The organism is Pseudomonas sp. GXZC, from assembly GCF_026967615.1.
GTDB lineage: Bacteria > Pseudomonadota > Gammaproteobacteria > Pseudomonadales > Pseudomonadaceae > Aquipseudomonas > Aquipseudomonas azotoformans_A.
Genome location: NZ_CP114116.1, coordinates 94546 through 116459 on the forward strand (window position 1 = coordinate 94546; position 21914 = coordinate 116459).

32 protein-coding genes are annotated in these 21914 nt (G+C 54.6%); 3 read left to right on the forward strand and 29 right to left on the reverse strand.

From position 1 onward, the window contains the following. Positions 1-78: 78 nt before the first annotated feature. From OZ428_RS33955 to OZ428_RS34060, 22 genes are all read right to left on the reverse strand, one after another. The gene (locus tag OZ428_RS33955; protein ID WP_269134453.1) at positions 79-396 is read right to left on the reverse strand and encodes a hypothetical protein; all 318 of its coding nucleotides are present in this window, start codon (positions 394-396) and stop codon (positions 79-81) included. A 44-nt stretch (positions 397-440) separates the two neighbouring features. Then, positions 441-878: a hypothetical protein gene (locus tag OZ428_RS33960; protein WP_269134454.1), complete on the reverse strand. Its 438-nt coding sequence runs from the start codon at positions 876-878 to the stop codon at positions 441-443. Between the two features lie 96 nt (positions 879-974). After that, positions 975-1208, reverse strand: coding sequence for a hypothetical protein (locus tag OZ428_RS33965; protein ID WP_269134455.1), 234 nt, complete (start codon positions 1206-1208; stop codon positions 975-977). Positions 1209-1352: 144 nt separating this feature from the next. Beyond that, positions 1353-1820 (reverse strand): hypothetical protein, encoded by a 468-nt coding sequence (locus tag OZ428_RS33970; protein ID WP_269134456.1) that lies wholly within the window; start codon positions 1818-1820, stop codon positions 1353-1355. 115 nt (positions 1821-1935) lie between these two features. Continuing rightward, on the reverse strand, positions 1936-2223 hold the full coding sequence (locus tag OZ428_RS33975) for a hypothetical protein (protein WP_269134457.1): 288 nt from the start codon (positions 2221-2223) through the stop codon (positions 1936-1938). Positions 2224-2582: 359 nt separating this feature from the next. Continuing rightward, the gene (locus OZ428_RS33980; RefSeq protein WP_269134251.1) at positions 2583-3089 is read right to left on the reverse strand and encodes a hypothetical protein; all 507 of its coding nucleotides are present in this window, start codon (positions 3087-3089) and stop codon (positions 2583-2585) included. Between the two features lie 14 nt (positions 3090-3103). Then, positions 3104-3388, reverse strand: coding sequence for a DUF6283 family protein (locus tag OZ428_RS33985; protein ID WP_269134252.1), 285 nt, complete (start codon positions 3386-3388; stop codon positions 3104-3106). Between the two features lie 34 nt (positions 3389-3422). Then, complete coding sequence (locus OZ428_RS33990) at positions 3423-3812, reverse strand: hypothetical protein (RefSeq protein ID WP_269134253.1); 390 nt, start codon at positions 3810-3812, stop codon at positions 3423-3425. A 23-nt stretch (positions 3813-3835) separates the two neighbouring features. Beyond that, positions 3836-4348, reverse strand: coding sequence for a hypothetical protein (locus OZ428_RS33995; protein ID WP_269134254.1), 513 nt, complete (start codon positions 4346-4348; stop codon positions 3836-3838). Positions 4349-4450: 102 nt separating this feature from the next. Beyond that, on the reverse strand, positions 4451-4606 hold the full coding sequence (locus OZ428_RS34000) for a hypothetical protein (RefSeq protein WP_269134255.1): 156 nt from the start codon (positions 4604-4606) through the stop codon (positions 4451-4453). Between the two features lie 40 nt (positions 4607-4646). Next, positions 4647-4898: a hypothetical protein gene (locus OZ428_RS34005; RefSeq protein ID WP_269134256.1), complete on the reverse strand. Its 252-nt coding sequence runs from the start codon at positions 4896-4898 to the stop codon at positions 4647-4649. Between the two features lie 12 nt (positions 4899-4910). Then, a complete protein-coding gene (locus OZ428_RS34010) occupies positions 4911-5039 on the reverse strand; it encodes a hypothetical protein (RefSeq protein WP_269134257.1) in 129 nt (42 codons plus the stop codon). Between the two features lie 279 nt (positions 5040-5318). After that, positions 5319-5666 carry a hypothetical protein gene (locus OZ428_RS34015; protein WP_269134258.1) on the reverse strand — a complete coding sequence of 116 codons (348 nt, stop codon included), beginning with the start codon at positions 5664-5666 and terminating at the stop codon, positions 5319-5321. A gap of 218 nt (positions 5667-5884) precedes the next feature. Then, a complete protein-coding gene (locus OZ428_RS34020) occupies positions 5885-6322 on the reverse strand; it encodes a hypothetical protein (RefSeq protein WP_269134259.1) in 438 nt (145 codons plus the stop codon). An 11-nt stretch (positions 6323-6333) separates the two neighbouring features. Further along, on the reverse strand, positions 6334-7125 hold the full coding sequence (locus OZ428_RS34025; RefSeq protein ID WP_269134260.1) for a hypothetical protein: 792 nt from the start codon (positions 7123-7125) through the stop codon (positions 6334-6336). A gap of 63 nt (positions 7126-7188) precedes the next feature. Beyond that, positions 7189-7575 carry a hypothetical protein gene (locus OZ428_RS34030; RefSeq protein ID WP_269134261.1) on the reverse strand — a complete coding sequence of 129 codons (387 nt, stop codon included), beginning with the start codon at positions 7573-7575 and terminating at the stop codon, positions 7189-7191. After that, complete coding sequence (locus OZ428_RS34035; protein ID WP_269134262.1) at positions 7562-7978, reverse strand: hypothetical protein; 417 nt, start codon at positions 7976-7978, stop codon at positions 7562-7564. The genes OZ428_RS34030 and OZ428_RS34035 overlap by 14 nt, the downstream gene beginning before the upstream one ends. Continuing rightward, on the reverse strand, positions 7975-8250 hold the full coding sequence (locus OZ428_RS34040; protein ID WP_269134263.1) for a hypothetical protein: 276 nt from the start codon (positions 8248-8250) through the stop codon (positions 7975-7977). The genes OZ428_RS34035 and OZ428_RS34040 overlap by 4 nt, the downstream gene beginning before the upstream one ends. Continuing rightward, complete coding sequence (locus tag OZ428_RS34045) at positions 8247-9560, reverse strand: type IV pilus twitching motility protein PilT (RefSeq protein WP_269134264.1); 1314 nt, start codon at positions 9558-9560, stop codon at positions 8247-8249. Before OZ428_RS34045 ends, OZ428_RS34040 begins: the two co-directional genes overlap by 4 nt. Continuing rightward, complete coding sequence (locus tag OZ428_RS34050; RefSeq protein WP_269134265.1) at positions 9557-10414, reverse strand: type IV secretory system conjugative DNA transfer family protein; 858 nt, start codon at positions 10412-10414, stop codon at positions 9557-9559. The genes OZ428_RS34045 and OZ428_RS34050 overlap by 4 nt, the downstream gene beginning before the upstream one ends. A gap of 17 nt (positions 10415-10431) precedes the next feature. After that, complete coding sequence (locus OZ428_RS34055) at positions 10432-10920, reverse strand: DotD/TraH family lipoprotein (RefSeq protein ID WP_269134266.1); 489 nt, start codon at positions 10918-10920, stop codon at positions 10432-10434. A gap of 23 nt (positions 10921-10943) precedes the next feature. Then, on the reverse strand, positions 10944-11567 hold the full coding sequence (locus OZ428_RS34060; RefSeq protein ID WP_269134267.1) for a hypothetical protein: 624 nt from the start codon (positions 11565-11567) through the stop codon (positions 10944-10946). A 120-nt stretch (positions 11568-11687) separates the two neighbouring features. On the opposite strand from OZ428_RS34060, the gene trfA reads away from it, so the two are divergent. Both trfA and OZ428_RS34070 read left to right on the forward strand, forming a co-directional pair. Beyond that, positions 11688-12569: a plasmid replication initiator TrfA gene (gene trfA / locus OZ428_RS34065; RefSeq protein WP_269134268.1), complete on the forward strand. Its 882-nt coding sequence runs from the start codon at positions 11688-11690 to the stop codon at positions 12567-12569. A 39-nt stretch (positions 12570-12608) separates the two neighbouring features. Next, positions 12609-13121 carry a hypothetical protein gene (locus OZ428_RS34070; RefSeq protein ID WP_269134269.1) on the forward strand — a complete coding sequence of 171 codons (513 nt, stop codon included), beginning with the start codon at positions 12609-12611 and terminating at the stop codon, positions 13119-13121. On the opposite strand, the gene OZ428_RS34075 is transcribed toward OZ428_RS34070, so the two are convergent. Beyond that, positions 13079-13900: a hypothetical protein gene (locus OZ428_RS34075; protein ID WP_269134270.1), complete on the reverse strand. Its 822-nt coding sequence runs from the start codon at positions 13898-13900 to the stop codon at positions 13079-13081. The genes OZ428_RS34070 and OZ428_RS34075 overlap by 43 nt on opposite strands. A gap of 673 nt (positions 13901-14573) precedes the next feature. Between OZ428_RS34075 and OZ428_RS34080 the strand changes: the two genes are divergently transcribed. After that, positions 14574-16223 (forward strand): DNA topoisomerase, encoded by a 1650-nt coding sequence (locus tag OZ428_RS34080; protein ID WP_269134271.1) that lies wholly within the window; start codon positions 14574-14576, stop codon positions 16221-16223. A gap of 123 nt (positions 16224-16346) precedes the next feature. On the opposite strand, the gene OZ428_RS34085 is transcribed toward OZ428_RS34080, so the two are convergent. The 6 genes from OZ428_RS34085 to OZ428_RS34110 are packed head-to-tail and all read right to left on the reverse strand — an operon-like array spanning position 16347 to position 21912. Next, the gene (locus OZ428_RS34085; RefSeq protein ID WP_269134272.1) at positions 16347-16712 is read right to left on the reverse strand and encodes a hypothetical protein; all 366 of its coding nucleotides are present in this window, start codon (positions 16710-16712) and stop codon (positions 16347-16349) included. Next, complete coding sequence (locus OZ428_RS34090; protein WP_269134273.1) at positions 16709-17173, reverse strand: type IVB secretion system protein IcmW; 465 nt, start codon at positions 17171-17173, stop codon at positions 16709-16711. Before OZ428_RS34090 ends, OZ428_RS34085 begins: the two co-directional genes overlap by 4 nt. After that, positions 17170-19053, reverse strand: coding sequence for a hypothetical protein (locus tag OZ428_RS34095; protein WP_269134274.1), 1884 nt, complete (start codon positions 19051-19053; stop codon positions 17170-17172). Before OZ428_RS34095 ends, OZ428_RS34090 begins: the two co-directional genes overlap by 4 nt. A 14-nt stretch (positions 19054-19067) precedes the next feature. After that, a complete protein-coding gene (locus tag OZ428_RS34100; protein WP_269134275.1) occupies positions 19068-20702 on the reverse strand; it encodes a DotH/IcmK family type IV secretion protein in 1635 nt (544 codons plus the stop codon). Then, the gene (locus tag OZ428_RS34105; RefSeq protein WP_269134276.1) at positions 20699-21352 is read right to left on the reverse strand and encodes a DotI/IcmL family type IV secretion protein; all 654 of its coding nucleotides are present in this window, start codon (positions 21350-21352) and stop codon (positions 20699-20701) included. The genes OZ428_RS34100 and OZ428_RS34105 overlap by 4 nt, the downstream gene beginning before the upstream one ends. Continuing rightward, positions 21349-21912 (reverse strand): hypothetical protein, encoded by a 564-nt coding sequence (locus OZ428_RS34110; protein WP_269134277.1) that lies wholly within the window; start codon positions 21910-21912, stop codon positions 21349-21351. Before OZ428_RS34110 ends, OZ428_RS34105 begins: the two co-directional genes overlap by 4 nt. Positions 21913-21914: the final 2 nt, after the last annotated feature.

A 21914-nucleotide genomic window follows, 5' to 3' on the forward strand; every position in this document is an offset into this window, starting at 1 on the left:
GAGGCCTGCGAGCTGCCGGCCCCTCTACTGGCTCGGCCCCAGTACAAGGCCGGGGCTTGGGTGAAGATTGGTTGTCCCTTAACTGCGGATGACAGAAACGGTGCTGTTCACACGGCGCATAATCTCGTCCTGGTGCGCCTGAGAATTGGCCTCGGCCAACTCGGCAAGGTCTGCTGCAGTAAGGATGGTGGCGACTACACCGAACTTGCGGCCCTTGTCACGATAGAACTTGAACAACTCCAGTTCAGCCGGGGTAAGGGTGGAAAAAACGCGGCCATCCAAACCCAACACCAATTCGGTGCTCAGCGCCTGCTGTAAATCAGGATCGCCTTTTGTATCAATGGGAAAACCATCTGGCCCAGTGATTGGCAATAGAGCGGGGTAATAATTCTGCATTGCGACTTTCCTACAGTAGGCGCGGGCGAGGGTTTTCCCTCAACTCAAAGCTTGGCGACGGACACCGTGTAAGTCAGCGACTTGAGAACAGCTTTCGTTCCGTCAAATCCGAAAGAAAACGACTGATACAGGTCTACGTCCGGCTTAAATTTTCCAGCAGCAAGATCCTGTCGAATATGATCCGGTAGCACCCATCCTGTCACCGTAGGCAACCCATCAATCTGCCCGACACACAGCTTTATGTTTTTATCCGATTCGGTCCGGCCACGATGGTCATAGGCTTTCACGGTGCCGATGCGGCACTGGTCGTCTGGAACATCCAGTGAGAGCGATCTTACGGCGTCGCTGCCAGGCTCAAATCGAACGACGGTTGTCTGCGTCACGATTACCCGCCAAACGGGCGGGTTATTCGCTGGAGCTGCATCCTGGGCATGTGCGGTGCATGCCAACAGTGCGGTGAGAGCGGAGAGCGTGCGTTTCATTCATGTCCTCGTCGATTTCGCGGACGCGAAAATCGGCGTCCTTCTAATGCCGCTGCCCAGCTCGATGGCTGGGCTTGGGTTGTATCGCGACTTGCCTTAGTCGTCCAGGCCGGTGACACCATCACCCTTCCAAAGGCGATTTGCGACACGGCGAATCAGATCGAGGTCTGCCTGTTTGGTCGACGTGCTGAACAGGTTATCGATGAATTCATCTTGAGCGATTTCCCGACAGAAGTCCGGGCGGGAGAAGCCAGACCCGAACAGGTCGGAAAATTTATCTTCACCCAGCAGACGCTGTGCTGCTTCATCGAACTGCGCTTTCGTTGCCATGATGGTCGGATTCCTATGTGTGTTAGCGGTCGCGAAATGCCTGCCCTGGTACTACCGAAGCCCGTCTAAGGCTCGGCGGCCTGCCCGCCACTTTGTGGCGTTTGCGCGTAGCGCCTCGATCAGCTGTGTCATGGGCGACTCGTCCTATGCTGCTGGACGCTCGGGGCGGAGCACACATTCGTTTTCAGCGAAGTGAGCAATGAGGATGCCGTTACCATCGAAGTACTTCACGTTCCAGCTGGGGTGGCAGTTGTGGGTGTGCTTGCCGTGTTTGAGCTGATTGGTGAACAGCACATCCAGGTTCGCACTGGCGTTCATGCCCTGGATGGTGCCCATCTCACCATTTACCTCGACCATCATGCCCAGGTGAGCAAACTCGATCCCACGGCAACGAATCATGTCCTCTTGAAACCGTTGTGCGTTGAGTTCAAATACGCGCTCACCTTCACGCATTGCCTGCTCAGGCTCCAAACACATCAAATCCTGTTCAACGTCATTAACCGACACAATCCAATGGCCAGCAGCGCTGAATTCACCTTCAACCGCCAAATCAAACTCTTCAGGTGTCCCAACAAAAATTGCTGAGTTGGTGGGGTGACGAATAATTGTCATAACTGAATTCCCTTATGTTTTCGTTGCCTGGTCAGCTGCTGCTATTGGGATGGGGTTGCCAGAGTTTGATCCGGGCAAAGTGCACCGTAGGCAGCTAGGCTTACGGTTTTCCCAATTACTTGGACAGCTTGGCAACCTGCCCGCTGTAGACCTGGCTAAAAGCTTCCTTACCGTCTTTCTCAATCAGGAACTGAGCCGAACATTTCACGCCGCCATCTTCAGTGGTGGCGTACTCGCCCTGGTCGATCTTCAAAACGGTGTAGCCTTGTTTCGCCGCGTTCATTTCGGCATGACCGCGCAGATTAGAAATGCAATCGTCGCGCTCGGTGATGCGGCCAGTGTCTGCATTTGCAACACCAGAGAAGCCAAACAGAACCGCCAAAAACAAAGTGGTATTGCGCATTTTCCTATCTCCAAATGGGACACCATTACGGCACCCTTCTGCTGACTTAGCCCCACTTTTTAGGGCAGGGCAAGGGGTGCGGCTGAGCGACATTTTCAATTGTGTCTGTGACTGTCGGCAACCGAATCACAGAGTCGATTCCCAACAGGCTCGGCGATGCTCACAGGCAAACTCCAATGTTCGGTTCATGCGAGTCTCGGCGCCTCCACCACTGCCACCAGACTGGTGGCGCCCATCCATCGGCTTTAGCTAATGCCATGCACTCCTCGATTGCTTTCTCCTGTGAGGGAGCGAACGCCACAATCTGACGTTTTTTGAACCAAAGCAGATTCGTCACTGTGATTGTGGCGGAGTAGTTATCACCTGTGTGCAGAAGGCTCATTGTGTTGCTCCTTTGATGCAGAAGGCGTGCAGCCCAGCTCACGAGGCCCGGCCAGGCGGGCCACATAGCGAGGCTTGGGGTTGCGGGACCAATCGTTTTCTTCTGCACAAGTCGCGGCTCCGTGCCCTGTTCGAGCTCGCACGTACATGGTGCGGACAACCTTTTCTTTTTTGCCCCGTCCCTGCACCAGATCCACGGCATAGGTTTTCCACTCTCTATCTTTCCAGAACGCGTGAGCGTCAGCCTCATCGCCGAACAGCATGCGCTCTTGCTTCGGCGCTGGAGTCCTGGCCCTTTCCTCGGCGTCCACCTGGGCCGCCTCCATAACCTTGGCAGCGGTCATCTGAACATCCATGCCCTTGCCCCACGACTGCTGCATGTAGAACGGCTGCGCCTCAACGATGCCCGAGGCGTCGGAATGACTGATGGCCATAGCCTCGGCCACCGCCTCGGTCACTGCACCTTCCCACTCGAAATACTTCATCGCGGCATTTCCCCTTAACTGGTGTGGTGTTCGATGCAGGCTGCTTTGCTCTCAAACACCTGCTCGCTGCCTGTCAGGTCTAGCGCGATGCGAAGCTGGTCCGCAAGGCGCACAAATGCGTTGCCCTGGCCGTTAATGAGCATGTGCCCTGCGCACTGCATATCCGTCTTCTTGTGGCAGACAAACGAGTCTGCGGCCAGGATTTCGGTCGCACGATCCTTGCCCAGCCACCCTTGCAAGGCGTCCTTGCGAAACGGGCAGTCACGGCACGGTTTCTTGATGTGGGGCAGCCTGGGCATGGCTCTACTTGTACGTGACTGAATCATCTGTCCCTCACCGTGCCACGAGCGTGAACACAATCGCCGACACAGCCAGTACTGCTAGGCATGCGAAGAACTCGTACTGCGAGACCTTGTGGCGAATTGCTCGAACACTAGCCTGCTCGTGTTCTAACTGGGCCATTCTCCGAACATTTCTCATGTAGAGGTAAGCGTGCCCATGAATCATGGCCACCCCAACCACCACACAAAAGGGCAGGGACCACAGCAGTTTTTTGTGAAAGTCGGCCGTTACAACCTCATCAGCTGCGCTCGCGGCAGAGTCCATGGCAACACCTAAGATCAGACTTGCGAAAAAGACTGCACCGCCTGTGAATACGCAGGCTACAAGGGTCATTACGCTGAACTCAATCAAGGTGATCTTCGGAAAGTCTGAAAACGTCATATAGTGAGCGTCCTTTTTTCCTATCAGTTTGGAAGCTGTACGAGGTTGCCTGCGACCATCCCGGCCAAATCGGGATCTAGGCTGTCAAGCATGAACTGAATTACCTCTTTCGTAGCCCCGAGGCGAATGCCATTCGCCCGACCTGCGAGCAACAACTCATGATGCTTTTCCATCCAAACGCCTAGCTCTGCTAGAGCCAGTAACTGCTGCTGTGTTGCCTGACGCAAGTAGCCGTGAAGCGCATCCCGTTCGGGGATTCGAGGTTGATTGGCGCGTTCGTTATTCATTGGTCTTGTCCTAGATCTTGTCTCAGATTCCCGCACCCCGTATTCGAATTCCGCCTCAAACTTTTCGCTATGGCCGCAAGAATTACACTTCAGGCAGTCGTGTAACTTTACCGGTGGGGCTTTCCCTTCCCACATTGCGTTAGAACCCACCGCGAAAAGCGCTTTGCCTTTCAGCATGGCTCCGCCGCATCGCGGACATTTATCATCCGGAACAGGTTGAATACGAGTATGTTCAACGGTATCGCTCATGAAAAGACCCTTATTCTCACCGAAGCGACAACCGCGCCTCTCCTACTGACCCAACCCCGCGTTGAAGGCGAGGTTTGGTGTGTACCTGTGGGACTTTTCCCCCTAGCTTGTTCTGTTGGCTTTCCAGCCAAATTCGGTTTGACGCCAGATGTATCCGAGCTGACGACCGAGGCGCAGGTAGCGTGCTGCTGCTTCGCGAGTAACCCAAGCTGCGTGGCCATCGGCATCAATCAAGCGGGAATTATTTCGAGTGTTCATCGCGTTTTTCCTCCACCACTTCGCTGGCTATACGCCGCCGTTAGGCTTCATCGCCTTCCAAAAACTGGCTCACAAAGGCGTCAACCTTTGCAGTCAGTTCACGGTGTTCACTTTCCACTTCGGCGAGCCGCTCCTGGTAGTAGGAAATGCACTCTACGAAGGCATCCTGTGTCGTTTTTGCGCGCATACTTAGATTCATGCCGCGAGTCTTGTCATACAGCCAAAATCCGTCACTACACTCCGAGAGCGTCAGAGTCTCTGTGAGTTTGGTGCTATTGATGTGTTTGCCCATCTTGGATTTCCCTTACGAACGTGCTGCTGCGCGGGCTTTCTGCTCCAGATCCATGCAGCGCTTAACCTCGCGAGGTGAAGCGGTGCGCTGAGCCCATTTCGATTGCAGGCGTTTCAGCGTACTTTGCTCTTTTGCAGTCATGGCCTTCTCCTTGACAACATGGCGGACCGGGACGATTCCGATAGGCCATTATAGTTCTGTTAAACAGAACTAATCAAGTTTTTAAGCCGAATTCTGTCATGGCCAGAATGAGTCCCCCGCACTCCGGGTGCCTGCCGGTGCCCGAGGCAACGCAAATCAGGTGCTTGCATTGTTCAGAGGGGAAATGAAGTAGAGCGACGGGTAGGCAGAGTGTTTTTTGATCAGGATTACCCGGGATTCGTGCTTGATCTTGAGAGAGTGATAAAACGCTGTCAAAGGCTATCGCATGCTGGGGACCGAACTGAAATCGAGATCGTAGTCGAGTGTCTGCTCGCTCGTGGGTGACTTCGGCGTCAACTCGTTGACCAGGGCATCGGACAGTCCCTCAGCTTCATACTTGTTGCGCAATATCGCGTGTCGATGCCGATCGAATTCATCGACTTGGAAAAGAGCCGCTATTTGCATGAAAACAAGAGCCTGGTCAGATCCGCGCGTTCCAGTGACATCCACCAACAGCACCGCACCTACTCTGTGGCCTTCTATCACCAAGCGAAAACTGTAGCCAGACGCCGGCCGACCGCGAGAGCCCTGCACCACCCGATCACAATGACGCGCAGAACGGCTCATGAGACTTTCCACTAGCCCGGGAGGTATCAACGGCAACTGAACCTGGTTATCGCCACTGAGGAGCCCTTCAACCGCTCTACTGAGCCCCTGTGCAAAAGAGTCGACCGGCAGGTCGGGATCAGGCCAACACGATATGAAGAGATCACTCAGCGCTTCCATTAAAGGCGCACGCAAGGACTCTGGGTGAACCAGCCTCGAACGAGGACTGGTCTTTTCTTTCATGACGGCTTATTGGCCTGCTGGCTTAACACACTCTTCAACAAATCAAGTACAACGAGGTCATCCGTTGAGATAAGCGGGATTGCACCGGTTTTGAAGTTCTCGCTCAACCACCGGCCATCCTTCAATGCGCGAGCCTGCACATGAATTGAAACGCCATCAGCCCTGCCGCTTTTGAACGGATTGCGCTGATCCCGGTGAGTGACGACAAGCGTGGTCCCCCTATCAGGGTTTGACGTGGAGACGAGGTAAAGTGCGAACGTCCCAACGGATCTGGAGGCAAGCGGTGGATGCTTGGTCGTGACCTCAGGGTTTTCCGCGAATCCTTTTTCAACAGCGGCCTGGCCGATTTTGGTAAGCCAAGCGGTTACCTCTTCTGTGAAGCGCAGATTGCCTTCACGCGTCCCCAGGCCGAGAACACCGTAATCTTGGCGCATTCCTTCCTCCATCACAGCTTGAACGACTCACCCATCTTGCTCAGGGACTGGTTCGCGACCCTGCGCTCACGCACACTCTGCGTTGCGCGATGCCGCTCGTCCGGAGAGACGGAAACGTTCGAAGAATCGCTCTTGGCTGCCTGCGGAGCCGGTTTGAGGACATTGCTCAAATCAAACCCCCGGGTAGCCCTGGCCAGGCTGGCTTGTGGAACCAGGCTCAATACTTCATTGAAAAGCATGGCATTGGTGGACGCAGTATCGGTTCGACGCTGCGAAGGAGTTTCCTTGCGCAGGCTCCACTCCAGAAAACTGAAACGTACCAGGTCGGCGAGCATCTCCTCACCGTTCAGGACTGGAAGGTTACCGTCGATGATGTTCAAGGATTGCCGAATCAGCCACAGCAGGTGAATTACCACCTTGTGAGGCTCGCGCTCAGCACTCCATTGACGAACACTGATCTCCTGACGACCTACAAGTAGGCCAAACGCCGCCGGCGAGAGATTCAGCCGACTGCGCAGCTCTTCAGCAGTTTCAGTCGTGTAGAACGGCATCAATTCCGGATAGGCAGAGTAGAAACGCACGAGAACAGCCTTCGGCACGTTTACTACTTCGTCGGCCTTTTTCACCGTCATGTCGTACCAGGACCGACGGGACGGAATCGCAAACACCGCCTCCATCAAGTTGATGTCCAGGTGAAAACGCTCCAGGAACTCCTGCACATCTCCGCCGGTTACCGGACGATCTTCCGGCGGCCATGGCGCAGAAGATTCTGTGTTGGCATTCCGAGCTTGAGTTGCAGTCATGTGTCCTCCAACTGATATCTACTTTTGTCTATTCAATAGCATACACGATTTGCGCTGATAAACTTAAGGGGGGTCGATCATTTTGAGCGCGTATTTTGCTTGAAAGTCCACGTAAGGCACATAAACCGCGGCGTCCATGTCTTCAAGCATCGCGACCATCCCAGCTGGGGTGACGAACATGTACTTGCGCCAAAGCACATGCCGCCGGAGCTGGAAGTACTGTCCCTTCGTCATTTCCAACTTGATAGCCAGAAACTCGTTCCAGAATAGGAAGCAGGCCTCGGCTTCCAGCAGCGTCACGAACGAAAAGTGGGCTTGGGCTTCAGGAATCAAGCTCAGCACACAGATCGCGTCGTCGGCCTCCATGCGGGGCCGGCGAATGAAATGTATCTGCGGCAGGTCAACCGAGGCTTTGATCCCGAGGTAGGCTGAGATTTCACAAGCGGCCAACTATCACCTCCTGGCGATCACCATCCACGATGGCAAACAGGTTGAAGTCAGTAGTCAAAATCTTCAGCGCGTCCGCCCAGTATGTCTGCGTGCGAAGTCTGATACGCTCATTTTCGACGTTGGGCGACGAGTAGCGGACCTGCCAGCCAGCAGGCAATATCCTTGCAAGTGCATCGCTTAAGGACGAATCGTTGATGTCTGCATTGACTACATAGGCGTCAGCCGGAGCCAGCGGCCGATTCAGAACAAACAGCCCGCGAGTGTTTTGACAGTTGACCAGCCTGGTGGACCCGTCATTCACGACAACGGCATCATGGACTACCAACTCGCCCGCCTGGGCTGTCGCTAAAAGCCCCAACCCGATCAGCACGATTCCGAGACCGATTGCGCGTTTACTTCTCATGACCTGCTCCTGAAAGGTTTGCGGCTGTTACCAACAGTCCATCTGCGAAAGCGTCGAACCATGTCGAACAGAGTGGCGTTTTGTTGCTTTGCATAAATGATGAAGCCGATACCCAGTACGCATAAAAGCTGGATCAACCAGAAATTCAGGAAGATCGCGATCAAGATCAGCATGATCCATGACGGGTGATAGCCTAAAGCTTCCGGTTCGCCACACGCCCGCACATAACTCGAAGCATCGCCTGCGACTTGGTAGACCTGAACCTGACTCATTGAAAAGCTGCCCTCTCTTTGGAATCCATGAATTCAATCCGGTCCAGCTCGGCTTTTGCCAGGCGGCCGTCCTTGTAAACCTCGCGGGCCTCGTCAACCATCAAGCGCCCGTGCGACTCCATCACCTTGCGCAGCTCATGACTCAGGTTCTTGGCTGAGCGAAGTCGATCTTTAATCTGCCCGTCGAAAATCAGTCGTTCACGCAGGGCAACACGACGCCCATCCGGTCCCTTCCGAAGCAGCTGACTGACGATCATCGAAAGGTTGTCTACCAAGTCGTACTGGACCGCAGGTATTTCCTCTGGAGTGAATGCCTGCAGAATCCTCGTTACGGTTTGTACCGCAGTCGACGTGTGCAGCGTGGACAGCGCACCATGCCCGGTAAGACTGATTTCGATCGCGGCTTTCATGGTTGCCTTGTCGCGCATCTCACCAACAAGTATCAAATCGGGGTCACAGCGAAGTGCGGTTTCAACGGCATAGGGGAAAGTGGCCATCATCCTGGGGACTTCCCATTGAGTCACCTCAGAAAAGGGATGCGGATATCCAGAATGTAGAAACTCGATAGGGTTTTCGAGGGTAATCAAGTGATCGCTATGGTGCGGCGATTGCATCCGATGTCGTAAAAGGGCGCCCAAAGAAGTGGACTTCCCTGAACCAGTAGGCCCCGTAAAAAGTATGATGCCGCGGTCCAACTTCATGACGGCGTCTACGATGTCGTCCGGCAGATAGACTTCTGCCACCGTAGGCGGATCAATGGTGATGCGGCGCATCACGATGCGGAAACCGATACCTTCGTAACTGCCACGCAACGTCACGCAGACCCGCCATCGGGATCCCATTTTTGCACCCTGACGGGCGGTATATGCAAAGTCTCGGCGGTCTCCTGCCAGAACGGAGGTCACGATTGAGGATGAGCAATACAGCACACTCATCACCGTCCGCACTTCGTCGTTTGTGAGCGCCCGGTGAGTGAGCCGATAAATGGTTCCCTGGACACGCATTGTGAGAGGCTCGCCATCACCGAATTTGAGATCGGCTGCCTCTTTATCGTGAACATAGGCAAGCAGATCATCTACATCCTGCTGCGACTTGAATGACTCGGGGGGGGTATAAACCTGCCCCTTGCTCAAGGTGTCAGGCAACATGTCTTCTGCGCGGCGCCGGCGATCGTGCAGCCGCTGCATGTCATCATCAACGAGATGCTGTAGTTCGCGCGCGGCGTCAGGATTTCGCTCGACCATCGTCTCGTAGAACTGGCGCTGCTCTTCCTGGTTGAAGCCACCAAGTGCTACGGTTTCATCGTTCATTTTTCACCTGGTGCCTTGAAGCCATAATCGAGGGCTTTCCAGCGCCCGGGTTCAGATACGAAGTAAGCATCCTTCGAGATGATTTCTTCACGAACACCGATCAACAATTCATCGCCACTCTCCGAGGTGATTACCTCACCCGGGCGTCGCTCGATAACCTGCGGCGGATCAATCATCCCGTGAAGCGCCAAGAGTCGGTAAAGCACCATTCCACGGAACCCGCGCTGCAGCGCTTCCAGCCTCAGATCAGCTTCATCTATGGCCATACTTCGGCCTTCCTCCCACCCCTCGCGCATTGCCTTATCCCAGCGCTCACTCTCTTCACTAGTGCGAGGGAGCAACGTTTCCCGGGGAAGCGGGGGTTTGACCATGTCATCCGGCAAAAGAAAATCTCGCCACGTCAGCGCAGTGTTACGAAACCTCGCTTGAACCATGGTCCGAAAATTTTTGTCGACCAGCTTTCGCAACCTGCCGTCGTCCTCAATCGCACGGTAATCCTCCGCTGAATCCAGGATAGGCGGCTGGAGTGTCCCGGATCTCAAATACAGGCGGCCAAACGGAAAGCTTTGATCGAGTTGCACGGCTTGATTGTCCAGTAGCCGTGCTTGTGCCAACCAGCGGTTATATCGCCCAAGTTGCACGCCGTAGTTACGACCGGCCTCGCTCATTAACTGAATACGCGCGAGCTCTTGTCGCTTGTCGTCGTCCATCGTCGGGCTGGGTGCTTCTTTGGCCTTTTTCTTCACTTCCAGCAGCGCTTGCTCCGGCGATATCGCTTCTTCTTGAGCGATGCTGTCAGCCAGCACGTGGAAGCTGGCCACCACCAGCATTAGGCCCAGCAGGACTGTTTTCAATTTCAGGATCCCCATCGTCAAGGCTGCCTTGTAGCCAAGACCACGGTCTTGGTTGCCGCATAGACGTGCAGTTTCATATCCGTGGGCACTTGGTCCATGACCTGGGCCATCACTTCTTGCAGGGTTCTCCCCTTGCCCTCAATGTTCACCATCGGCGGATTACTTGGAAGTGTGACTGCCGGGACAAACTTGTACCCGGCAAGATTCGCGACGCGCTCAATAGCTTTCGGATAGGGCAGCGTGAAGACCTCTTGAGTCTTGCGGTCGAAGCCAGGCAACACCGCAGCAACGGATACGGCCTCGCGCTGACGATCCAAAGCAGTGCGCTTTTGATCAGCGATCGCATTTTCTGCACGGGAGAGGCGTTCGAGATCGCGCTGCGCCAGTTCTGCTGCGGCTGCCAAGCGTCCCACAAAGGGGTCATTGTTCAAGTTCTCCGCCGGCGGAGGCTTTGTGACACAGCCCGCCAGACACAGGACGAACGAAATGGTGAGACTTTTTTTCATGCAATTACTCTCCGCCGCTAACTTCAACTTGGGGCAATGATCAGAGGCAATGTGAATTTCCTGCCCTGCATTTCGAATTCGGCCATGCCATCTTTTTCACCAATGAAACGGCAGTTCACGCCATACACCTGCTCGTTAGCAGAAACCACACGAACAACCCCATCAGCCGCCAAATACACAAGGCCTCCGTTCTCACGAAACCTGATGGGCGACAGCAGCATGCGTCCCTGGGCTTCGCTTTTCCCTTTCGAATCCGACTCCTTTTTTGATGGGCCATCTGGACCAGGAGCGGGAGCCCCACCAAAAAAAGCCTGCAGGCTTGTGGGAACTGGTAACGGAGCATCAACTCGCGGAGGCGTCGGCAGAGGCGGCAGGAATGACTCCACCTTAGTCACCCCCTCTTCCCGCGCTGGGCCAAAATTCACGGCACCGACGACAGCGCTCAGCGCCGCATTCGTTGCTCGCAGCCGGTCGACCTCATCGAGCTTTTTTTGAATAGCGACCGGAAGCTCCACGGCGGACTGGGGCTCGCTTCCCAGCACGTCAAGGGCTGCGGAGATATTGATGCTCGACTGATACGTCTGGACATTGAGAGCAAGCAGGGAGCCCAAGATCGAAAATTGCAACCAGGGTAGTTTCTGCATCATAGGTCGGATGCCAATAGGATTTCGTTCAATATAGTAATCTCAAAACTATACTTTTCCAAGTTTGTATTTTGGTATAAATTTTATCAGACTAGGCCCATTAACCTATACAAGGCCCCGCTCATGAATGATCCACTGCACCAGGCACTCGCGCTTGAACGGCGGGCAGCCGATCGCACTGCCTCGAAGGCGAGCAACCTTTCTTTGGAGCTTTTTGCCCAAGGCGACCTGCTTCCACCGGTTGCTGAGCTTGATAACAACGCACTGCCGGAATGGGGCGACAGCGTTCGAGGCGTTCCCAACGCAATCATCCGCGGGGCGCTCTTCGCGGCCATCCAGGGTAAGACACGACGCTACATGAAGGGTGAAGTCATCGAGCAAGGCGATGGGATGACGATTCGCTTCACAGGCATGCAGCTAGATCAGTCTGATCTCGACGTATGGGAAACACTGATTCACATCTCTCGACACACACCAAAAGGAGAGAAGTTCTATGTGCACGCGGGAGCCATTCTTTCCTATCTTGGCCGGCCGCGAGGTGGCGACCACTATCGCTGGCTCAACGAATCCATCGATCGAATGGTTTCCGGCGCAGTGAGAATCACCTTTGACGACAGATACAGCTACTCGTCGACGATGCTCAAGACATGGAAGGATGGCCTGACGCAGGAGTATTTCATCCAACTCGACGAACAACTCTTGTCGCTGTACTCCCTGGGCTGGACCCAAATCAACTGGGCACAGCGAGACGCGCTCCGCGGCAAACCGGTCGCGCTTTGGCTGCATGGCTGGTACTGCAGCCACACCTCTCCAGAAGATATTTCCATCGCGCGCATCCAACAGTTGTGCGGCTCAAGCAACCGCAACCGTGACTCCTTCAAAACCAAGGTGCGTGCCGCATTGGAAGAAATCAAGAACATTGGTGCGATCGCAAACTTCAATATTTCTCGTAACGGCGTGGTGCACGTTGAGCGATACCCTCTCAATACCCTTCCAGGATTTTAAACCGGCTGCAGCGCATTGATCGTAAAGGCAGGAATAGACATGGCCCACGAAATCGCACTCACCGACTTGAACCTCACGCAACGCATCCTGCGCAAGGCGAGACGACTGCTATCACCTAAAAGCCTCCAGTACCAGGAGTCGGACCCAAGCTTGTTGGGACAGCAGCTGCACGGAGCTATGACCTTGCTTCATACACAGAGCGATGCGTTTCGCAGAGCCCTGATCAATCCGCAGATGACGCTTGTAATTTGGTTTGAAGACCGAACAGGTTGTCAGGTAAGCCCAGCGCAGGGTGACGTTCGCACCTCAAGAGGAATGCCAGAGACGGCGCTTGAGATGATCCTGGGCGTAGCCACTACTCTCGAACGACGCTACATCGCAAACGGGGTATTGCAAGGGATCAAAGTCACGCTCCCGGAGACCATCTGTGAGCACTTCTCTTCCGTTCTCCGCGACGTCGGTCAGCACCACGGAACCCGCGCGTGGATTAGAAACTATTCCGAACCCGCCTATGCAAAAGCCTGGGACGGGAAGGTTGATTTCTTCAGCTGACTGTACGCCTCACAGCGCAGCACCTCTCGAACGGCCCGGGTTCGCGTTGAATCAAGCGGCCAATGCCTACCCGCCTCTCTGAAAGCAGGTGCTGCACCACTGATCTGACGGATCCGCGAGCGGAGCCAGTTTGCATCGGCAGTGTACTGCGCTGCTGGATTGTTCTGCAGCAGAGCGCAGAGCTTCAATCTCAACTCACTTGTTAGCCTGACTCTTCCCAAGATGTGGAAGTCATGATGGCGCAAAGTGGAGCAATCCTCCGGGCTCATCGCCTCAAGGTTGGATGGAATGCCGGCACATATGCGGTCGGTCCCAAAGATTCGCACGGCTCGATCCAGCATTTGCCCGGCCGATAGCCCCCCTCTTTGAAGAGGCACGATTACGCGAGCCCCTGCCTGGGCCCAGATCTGCACTTTTTCGGCGTGTTCAGCCCAGAGAGCCAGGCTCGCTGCCTGGTCCCCGATCACATCTGGCGCAACGATACTGACCCCTTCAGGCCTTTCGGTATGTCCGAGAACGGTATCGTAAACACTGAAGACCTTGGCCCAATCCACTTCGACCCCCTTCTGAAACGCAGTGAAAGCGCCGGAGTCGATAAACACCGCTCCCCCGCCATCGAGATATCGAGGCAGGACCAGGATCTGTTGCGACAGGTTTAGAAGGGTGGCCACCACACCCACCGGCGCACGCTCCTCAACCGCAGCCCGCAGATCGCTTTTGGATGACATTCCAGAATGAAACGCAATATGCCAATTATGGTCCACCAGATAACCCCACACACACCAACCTGCGTTTATTAAGACCCTATAATTTACTAACGACTACTCAATTGTAAAGCGCCTAAGTTGTTGTTTATTTAATTATTGTGCATCGTTGAGCGTCCAACTCGCCTTCACCACAACTTGAATAATCATCACTCAAACGAAAACATTCCGAGGAGCCATCGCTCAGAGAATCCTTATTTTATTGAGCGCGTCAATATTACGACCCCGCTAAAATGAACGAAATTCATCATTAAGGGACTTATCCACAGCCGTCGTCACACGAGGTGGTTTGAACGAAATTCCCTACGTCATACGAGGTTGGTTCAGAAAGCGCATCAACCGAACTGTCGTCACACGAGATGGGAAGTCGTCATGCGAGATAAGGAGCTCGTCATACGAGGTTGAAATTCGTCGTCATGCGAGGTGGTTGGGGCTCGTCATGCGAGATGGTTTAAGACTTCAACAATACGTATATGTCATTGTTTTCATTAGGTTTTTCATATTTTTCAAATCTCCCTATATGTTTAATAAAAAGATATATATACAAAAAGGTCTGACGCCCTGCTCATCCGGAGCGACCCCATCTGGACACTCCTAAATCCACTACCTTTCCCATGACAAAACCGCCAACTCAGGCCTAGAATGTAGGACTGGAAGGTTTTTGTTTCGCGATTACGGTATTAATACAATGAGTGAACTGGTAGTGGTCATCGAAGCGCCCGGGAAAATTCGACCACTTCGAAAAATATTGGCCGAACTCCGCATTAACGCCCAGGTCCTCGCCACCGGTGGTGCGTTGTACGACATTCCTCAAGATGTTCTTGGGCTCAATCCTGACGACCTGACCCCTGAGCGCTGGACCCCGACCTCCTCACGAACCATCCAACACCTGACGAAACATTTCAAAGACGCCAAGCGCATTGTCGTTATGGCCGACGGCGATCCTGACGGTGAATTGATCTCTGCACAGGTTAATAGCGTCCTGATGGCGTCCGGGTCATCGGCAACTGTCGATCGCGTGACAACGTCGGCACTGAATGCCGAAGCCGTTAAAATCGCTCTTCAGTCGCCCCGGGCGATTGATCGCAAGGTGTGTGTCGCAGTGATGGCCCGTCGAGCAATCGACAGGGCCATCGGTTTTCTCTGCAGCAACCCGAATGCATCTGGTCAAGTCGCCGGGCGGGTAAGCAGCAAAATCATCAGCACCATCGATCGAGCTCCATTGAAAACAATTAAGGTCGCTGGGACACACCCTGCGCAACCAGGTTGGCGTATTTGGGCCAAAGGCACGTCATCCAAGCGCGAGTCACTGCAAGCAATCGAAACGGCGTTCCGAAACATGGATCCCGAATTGATGAGCTTCAGTCGTGAAACCACCATCAGTAAACCGGCGCCGGCAATGCTTAATGGTGCGGATGCACTCACACTCGTGTCCAGCCAACTTAACGTCCCCCTAGCGGAAGCCGAGAAGCTTATGCAAACGGCTTATGAGCGCGGAGCAATCAGTTACCCCAGAACTGATTCCAGGGACATTTCTCCACGGACCCGAACGATGCTGGAAGACGCGATGCGTACCTTTGGGCGTCGCGTGGGTCGTTTCAAAACGGGCAACGAGGGCCTCAGCAAGCCCGTAGCGGCGCACGAGGCTGTTTATCCATGCTCTCCCATCAAATTCAACTCATCGAGCCTGACAGGGCTCTCCAGGCTCGACTCAACAATTGCCGTCATTACGCGGCGCGCGTTCGCATCTCTGTCGCCTGATGCCAGGGTCAAAACGATCGAAATCGAACCAGACGCAATTTCTTCATTCCTCGCCAAGAAAGGCCTCCCATCTGTGCAAGTCCGCATTTGGAAGGACATTCCCGAGACCGCCGGTTGGTTAACAGTGGAGAGGGAGTTCTTGAGACCAGCGCAACTCACCAACATCCCACTCGACAGCGCCATCATGGAGCGGATGGTTGAACAGAATATCGGGAGGCCGTCCACGATCGTGGGGCACATCGGTAAGGCGCTGCACCGTGGCTGGGTCCAGGATAACGGGACGCTTTCCGGCAAGGGCCAGACAGTACTTGCTTACCTGCAACAGAATTATCCGGTGCTACTGACCCCTCATGAGCTGGACCGATTCCTTGCCCAGGCCGGTTTCGAACATGTGAACCTGGCTGTGCGCGCTGGCATAAATGACGTCGGATTGGATTTCAAGATGCTGCAGCACCTGGCGAGAGAGGCCTCGGTGGGAGTCAGCACTTCATTCCGACCGGATGCCGATGCTGATGAGAGCGGCTTGCCGACTTACGCCCCTGAGGAAGATGTCGAGATGGCTATTGCCGCACCCTAACCGATGTACACAAAGTCACATATTTGTGATTATCCGTACATCAAGAAGGCAGAAAGGTGAGCCCCGGTTCTTCAGTCACAAAAAAAGGAGCCTGCGAGGGGCTCCTTTTTCTTTGCTACCAGGTCAAGTGAGATCGATGCGCAGCACGAAGTCCAGGACCACTTCCATCGCTTCCTCGCAAAAACTCGCCCAGGCCCGGTTAACTGGATCCTCAGCATCCACTGGGACGCCCAGAACCTGTTTGCGATCTATCCAATAACAGTGGATATCTAGTGCTGCAAACAGGACGGCAACTCTCCTGAAGAGCTGTACCCTGGCGTCATCTTCAGCGTCGTAACGATAGGCGAATGGAATGTCGTACTCCTGGGGCAAGGCCTGACCAGGTGTCGCGGGTAACTTGTGCTTCTGCGCGACAGCCAGTACTTGCCTGGAGACCTCCCCGATCACCTGATCATTGGTCCAGACATTGAGTGAATCGTAGGTGTTCATTTTAAGTGGGCTCCCCCGCCGGTGATTTCGCTCACAATGTCTTTAAGGATCTGATAGCGCGCAATCATCTTCGCACGCTGCCAGACAACACTGCAGTTTTCATCATGACGAAAGTTTTGGTGAGCGTGCTCCAGCAATGTGTACGGTAGTTCGAAAGACCTTTCACCCAGCCATTCGAAAAATTTGGATGATGCCGAACAAGGCAACGCCGCGGCCGCCGCGGTAAGTTGTGAAACCCCCTCCTGAACCAGAGCGTTCTCCGTTCCGTTGCTTTGCTCGAACGAGTGAAGCAACTGCGCGATTTCCGAATATAAAGTGCTCAAACCATGATCAACGTCCTGCAGTGACCAGTGCTCCTTGTTGTCCATTTCTTGGAAGAACGATAGCAGTTTTGGTTCACGCTCGGCCCAAAACGCCTGGACTGCACCAGGCGTAAGGTCAACCCCATGACGGGAGGTCATGCACCTGGTCTCCGCTCGTTACCGCGCTCATAAACACGAGCGGTCAGCACAAAGTAGTAAGTAGAGACACGATTCTGACTCTTGGTCGAACCAATCAGTCCGGCAAATGGACCAGCTTTTTCATACCCTGTCACACCAGAACCAGAATTGGTCTCGTCGGTTTCCATCTGTCCTCCAATGATGATGGTGTCGCCGTCACGAAGCAGTGCTTCACCGTTGTAATCGATGTTGGCAGGAAGCGTGATTTGGGTCGGTACTTTAGTCGTCCCATTGGCGTCGGTCAGGTACTGGTCAATCGTTTTTACTTGCGATCGCACTGCAACGTTGAGCGTCAACTGTGTGCGGATGATGCCGGTTTCCAAGTCGATTTTTGGGTTGACCCGAAGCAAAGTACCGAAACGAATCGGTATCTGTGTGTTAGTTGTCGCAACGGAGCTGCTCTGTGTGCCGGCGACCGCGCTCTGACTGACCTGGCTAAACAAATCCGTTTCAATACGACGAAACTCCGCCGGCGCGCCCGACGTGGTAGCGATGGCAGGACGCTGAGTAACCGTAACGTCACCGATCGAGGAAAGGTAATTCACGAAAAGATTCGCGGGGTTCCCTTTCAAGACCGACAGACCCAATCCAGTCGAGCCAATCACGCTACCGCCTGGTGTCATCACGGGGGGGCTGCCAGGCGTACCAGGCATGCTTGGCGAGATGGTGATACCGCCGGCTGGGTTGTTGTTGACAATCATGCCGAGCTTGCCATTGGCGAATGAAGCAAAGGCAGTGAGATCAAGACCTTCCGACTTGTCTTTGGTCGTCGATACGAGGATCAGTCGGCCCTCAAAGTGGATCGCCGTGTTGAACTCTCGCGATACGCCCTTGATGTACTCGTCGATTTCATTCTGCAGCCACTTCGGAGCCTGCACAGTAATTGTGCCGGTATCCGGGTTGACGCTGACGGTGCCCAGTTTTTGTGAGCGGTACATATCCGTGGACCTGGACGTGTCCGCTCCTGCCATCGGCCCCATGTTTCCAACCGGCAGCGGTGGCATACCGTTGATTGGCATGCCTGCCGCGGTGTTGATGACACCCGGCACCACCGTGTTGCTGCTAACCGGAACCAGAACAGAAACCCGGCTATCAAGTTCCTCTTTCATCGACTTCCAAAAGTCTGATTTCGATTCCAACTTCGAGGTGCCTGAACGCTCACCCTCGGAACCTTCACCGCCGCCCCCTGATCCGCCGCTCTGTGGGATACCACCCAGGCCTCCGCCGCCCATGCCGCCGGAGCCATTGGCGCTCGACGCAGAATTGAGCGAGCTGGCCAGAGAAGCTCCGACATCGAGTGTGCCGCTCAGGGATGCAGACGTGAAGTTGGTGGAGCGCTGGGAGTTGATGTTCAGGGTCCACTGCTTGGCCCGCATTGGCACAATGGTGACAATGCGTCGGTCGTTGTCGACCACGTAATCAAGCCCCATCGAAGGAAAAATAAGGCGCATCGCCGTTTCAGCATCGACATTGGTAAACCCGTACCCAGCGTATGTGTAGGTGTCCAGAGGCATTGAGCTGGTGATATTTAGGCCTTGGCTGACCAGTGATTGGGCCAGTTCATTACCATTGACCGGTTTGTTGATCGCCAGCGAGACCCGCTTGTCCTGGAGCCACGGTGAGCGGACCAGGGGCATAGTCTTGCCGGTCATCAATGGACCATTTGTGATCTTGATACGCTGATTACGCTGCGATTGCTCGCTTTGCGTTTTCAACTCAGCAAGTTCATCCATAATTTTGCTGTAACTGCCCCCTTCAGCTCCCTTGGGGATATTCTGCAGACACCCCGAGAGGGTCGCACCGATAACGCTTGCCAGCATGAGTTTTGCGAAATTTTTCATTGGGCGATCTCTCGTTAGTGGAGCCAAACTTTCTTTTCGAGCGGGCTGATTTCTACATTGAACCGGTAGGGATCCGCGTAAGGTTCGAGGAATTTGGCCACGGCCTCTTGCGGCGTAGCGGCGCTAATGACGTACCCACCTTGAATTTCCTTGTCCTGTTCACCCAGGTCCCAAAGCGGCGAGTTCCAGTTGAGTTCTTGCGTCATCCGGAACAGGTTTTCGTACAGTCCTCCACTGCGAACGTTGAACGTCACCCCTGATGACGTTGGCGCCGCGGCTGCGGTAGGAGTGGCCAAGGTGGAAACAGGAACGATTGCAGGTGGAAGAACTTTGGTAGCCGCGCTGCTGGCTGTGACAGCCGCGGAACCAGTTGAAAATGTTTTGGTGTTCAGCGGTTTTTCGGCTGCAGGTGTGCCCACACTCACCCCTGGTGCTGATTGATTCGAAATCGGCGGGACGGGTCGACTACGGTGAGTGGCTTCAATAAGACGCGCCGCTGCATCCTTGTTCAGACTCAAGTCACTCACGATCTGAACGCGGTTCGCACGAACCCCCTTACCGTCGAAGGATTCGTAAGTAGCACTCGTTTCCTGGCGGCCTGACGCTGCCGGGTTGATTTTCTGAACACGATCCCGGCCTACCAGGCCCAATGGCTCTTCAAAAGGCAAAGCGGTATCCATAGGCGGTCTAGCCGGTGAAGTCCGCTTGACGGTCATGGTTTTCGACCCATCACGTCCTGCAAGAATATCCGCTGGATTTTCGAGCGACACCGAGTATTCGACTCCCGCGGCATCTCGTGTCCGGATCATCAGAGGGATGGGTTTTCGATAGCGATAAACTCGCGAAGCGCCGTCAGGATCACGTGTTTCTGTCAGCCAATCTGGCCCGACCATCGACGCGCCTCGCAGGCGAATGATCGCGTCGTCGCGATTTGGCGATAACCAATAGCTGACACTGAAGGGCAAATTTGCGGTGTCGCTCACCTTCAGCGTGGTCCAGTTTTTACCCGGAGACTGTCCCAGGGCGTTCATCAACTGATGATCAATCGCGACACGGTTGGGCTGCAGCAGGGGCGAGCTCCCTTTCGGAACGCCATCTACAATCAGTTTTAGGCTATCTTTCACGCCGTCGGTGGGATCGGCCGAAACCTTCACGTAAAGCTTGATAGCCTCGTTACGGTCTTTGAGATACAGAATGACGTTGGTGTTTACCCAGGGCTTCTGGGGATGAATTTCCACCGCGCCAGAGTCTTCTACCAGTTGCACATCAATCACGGAGTCGTCCCCTGCCCTGGCACGGCGGATCGGCCATGGCGATCCGTTCTCCCCCACCACCATCACAGAGGTCAAATAACCAAGCTGCAGGGTGACCGACTTGGTTTTTCCACCATCAGTCAAATCTATGATTTGCTCCGGGCTCGTAGCGGTAGCACCAGCGGGCAATTGCGGTGCCAGGCTTTTCCGCTCGTTACGCAGATATTCCTCAACCGCGGCTTGCTGCTTCACCGTCATAGGGCTATTGCGCTTGAGCACGGTGTCTACGAGTGGGTCGCCAGTACGGGGAGCATCACTCAAGCCCGGCTCTCCGTCTGCGTGTGCCGCTGAAGCGATCGTGGCGAGAAACATCAAAGTCCAGGTATTGATATTCATGTCTTGTTGACCTTCACTCGAATTGCATGCACTGCAAGACCATCAGCGCGGTTGGCCTGGTCAATGCGTAAGAGGTCGACTTCGATGGACCCACGGCGAGGCTGATTTACGTTGCCGTTGAAAACGATGTCGATTGGATGGGTGATGGTGTAGGACTGGCGTGCTACCCCATTGGTGACCTTCACTGACTTGTCCAGGAATTCGCCAGGACCAGGCGTAGCAGCGAGGACGAGACGAGTTTTGGGATCTCGCAAGAGTTCCATCAAGCCGGCCCGCTCGAAGGCGGCCAAATAGCTGCTGTAGCCGGGATCAGTAAAGCAGGTGCGCTGTGCTTCCGACTGTTGGCGTTTGTAGTTCACGTAGTCGAGTTGGAACATCCGAATAACACAGGTGGAACTGAAGTTCAGCGCCCGCTCCTCACCACCGATAGGAGAATCAAGGGGAGTTAACTGAAACAAGGAGCCATCGTGAGTCGTAGCGAAATACTCTCGCTGAATAGACTCGATTTTGTTTTTTGCATACCAGAGAACCCCACCCAGTCCAGCACTTAGAGCAAGCACCACAATGATCAGCACGCAAATGATGTAGAGGAATATTTTGCTTTTGAAAACGATTGCGCCGACCAGCTGATCGTCATTTACGTTGTTCATGTGTCACTTCCTTTGGATTTTGATTCAGACCAGGCCAGACTCGAAGCCATTGGGTGACGAACGCCTTTTTCTGCCGGTGGTGCTGAACCAATTAATTGCTCCTGCCAGCTTGGCTGCTTAGATGCGGTTTCGATTGAACGAGGCGTTTCCACCGGCCCATCCGCCCGCGGTTTGTCGTCTTCAAGAGCCTGTGGCAGTGCAGTTGGGGAGACATCTGCTGCCTTTGGCGCAATCGGTGCCTCCCTGACTGGCGTAGGTGTGGCCGCTGCTGGTGCATGCGAGGGGCCGGCAGCCGGTGTGGCAGCCGCAGGCGCCGGAAGGTCTTCGTGCACCGATCGCGGGTGCATTTGCAATTCCACCGGCCGCTCTTTCAGAAGACCGAGCAAGACACGCTTGAAGGCGTATCGATCAGCTTCGTCATCCGAAATTTCTTCAAAGAGCTCCTTGGCCTCTTCTGCGATCTTGTCGATCAGACGGAGCGCTTCACCTTCCACCGGATCCATAGGATCCAGTGAGAAGCGAAACTGGCGACGCTTTAACGAACGCTTCGCGCGTGCCATGG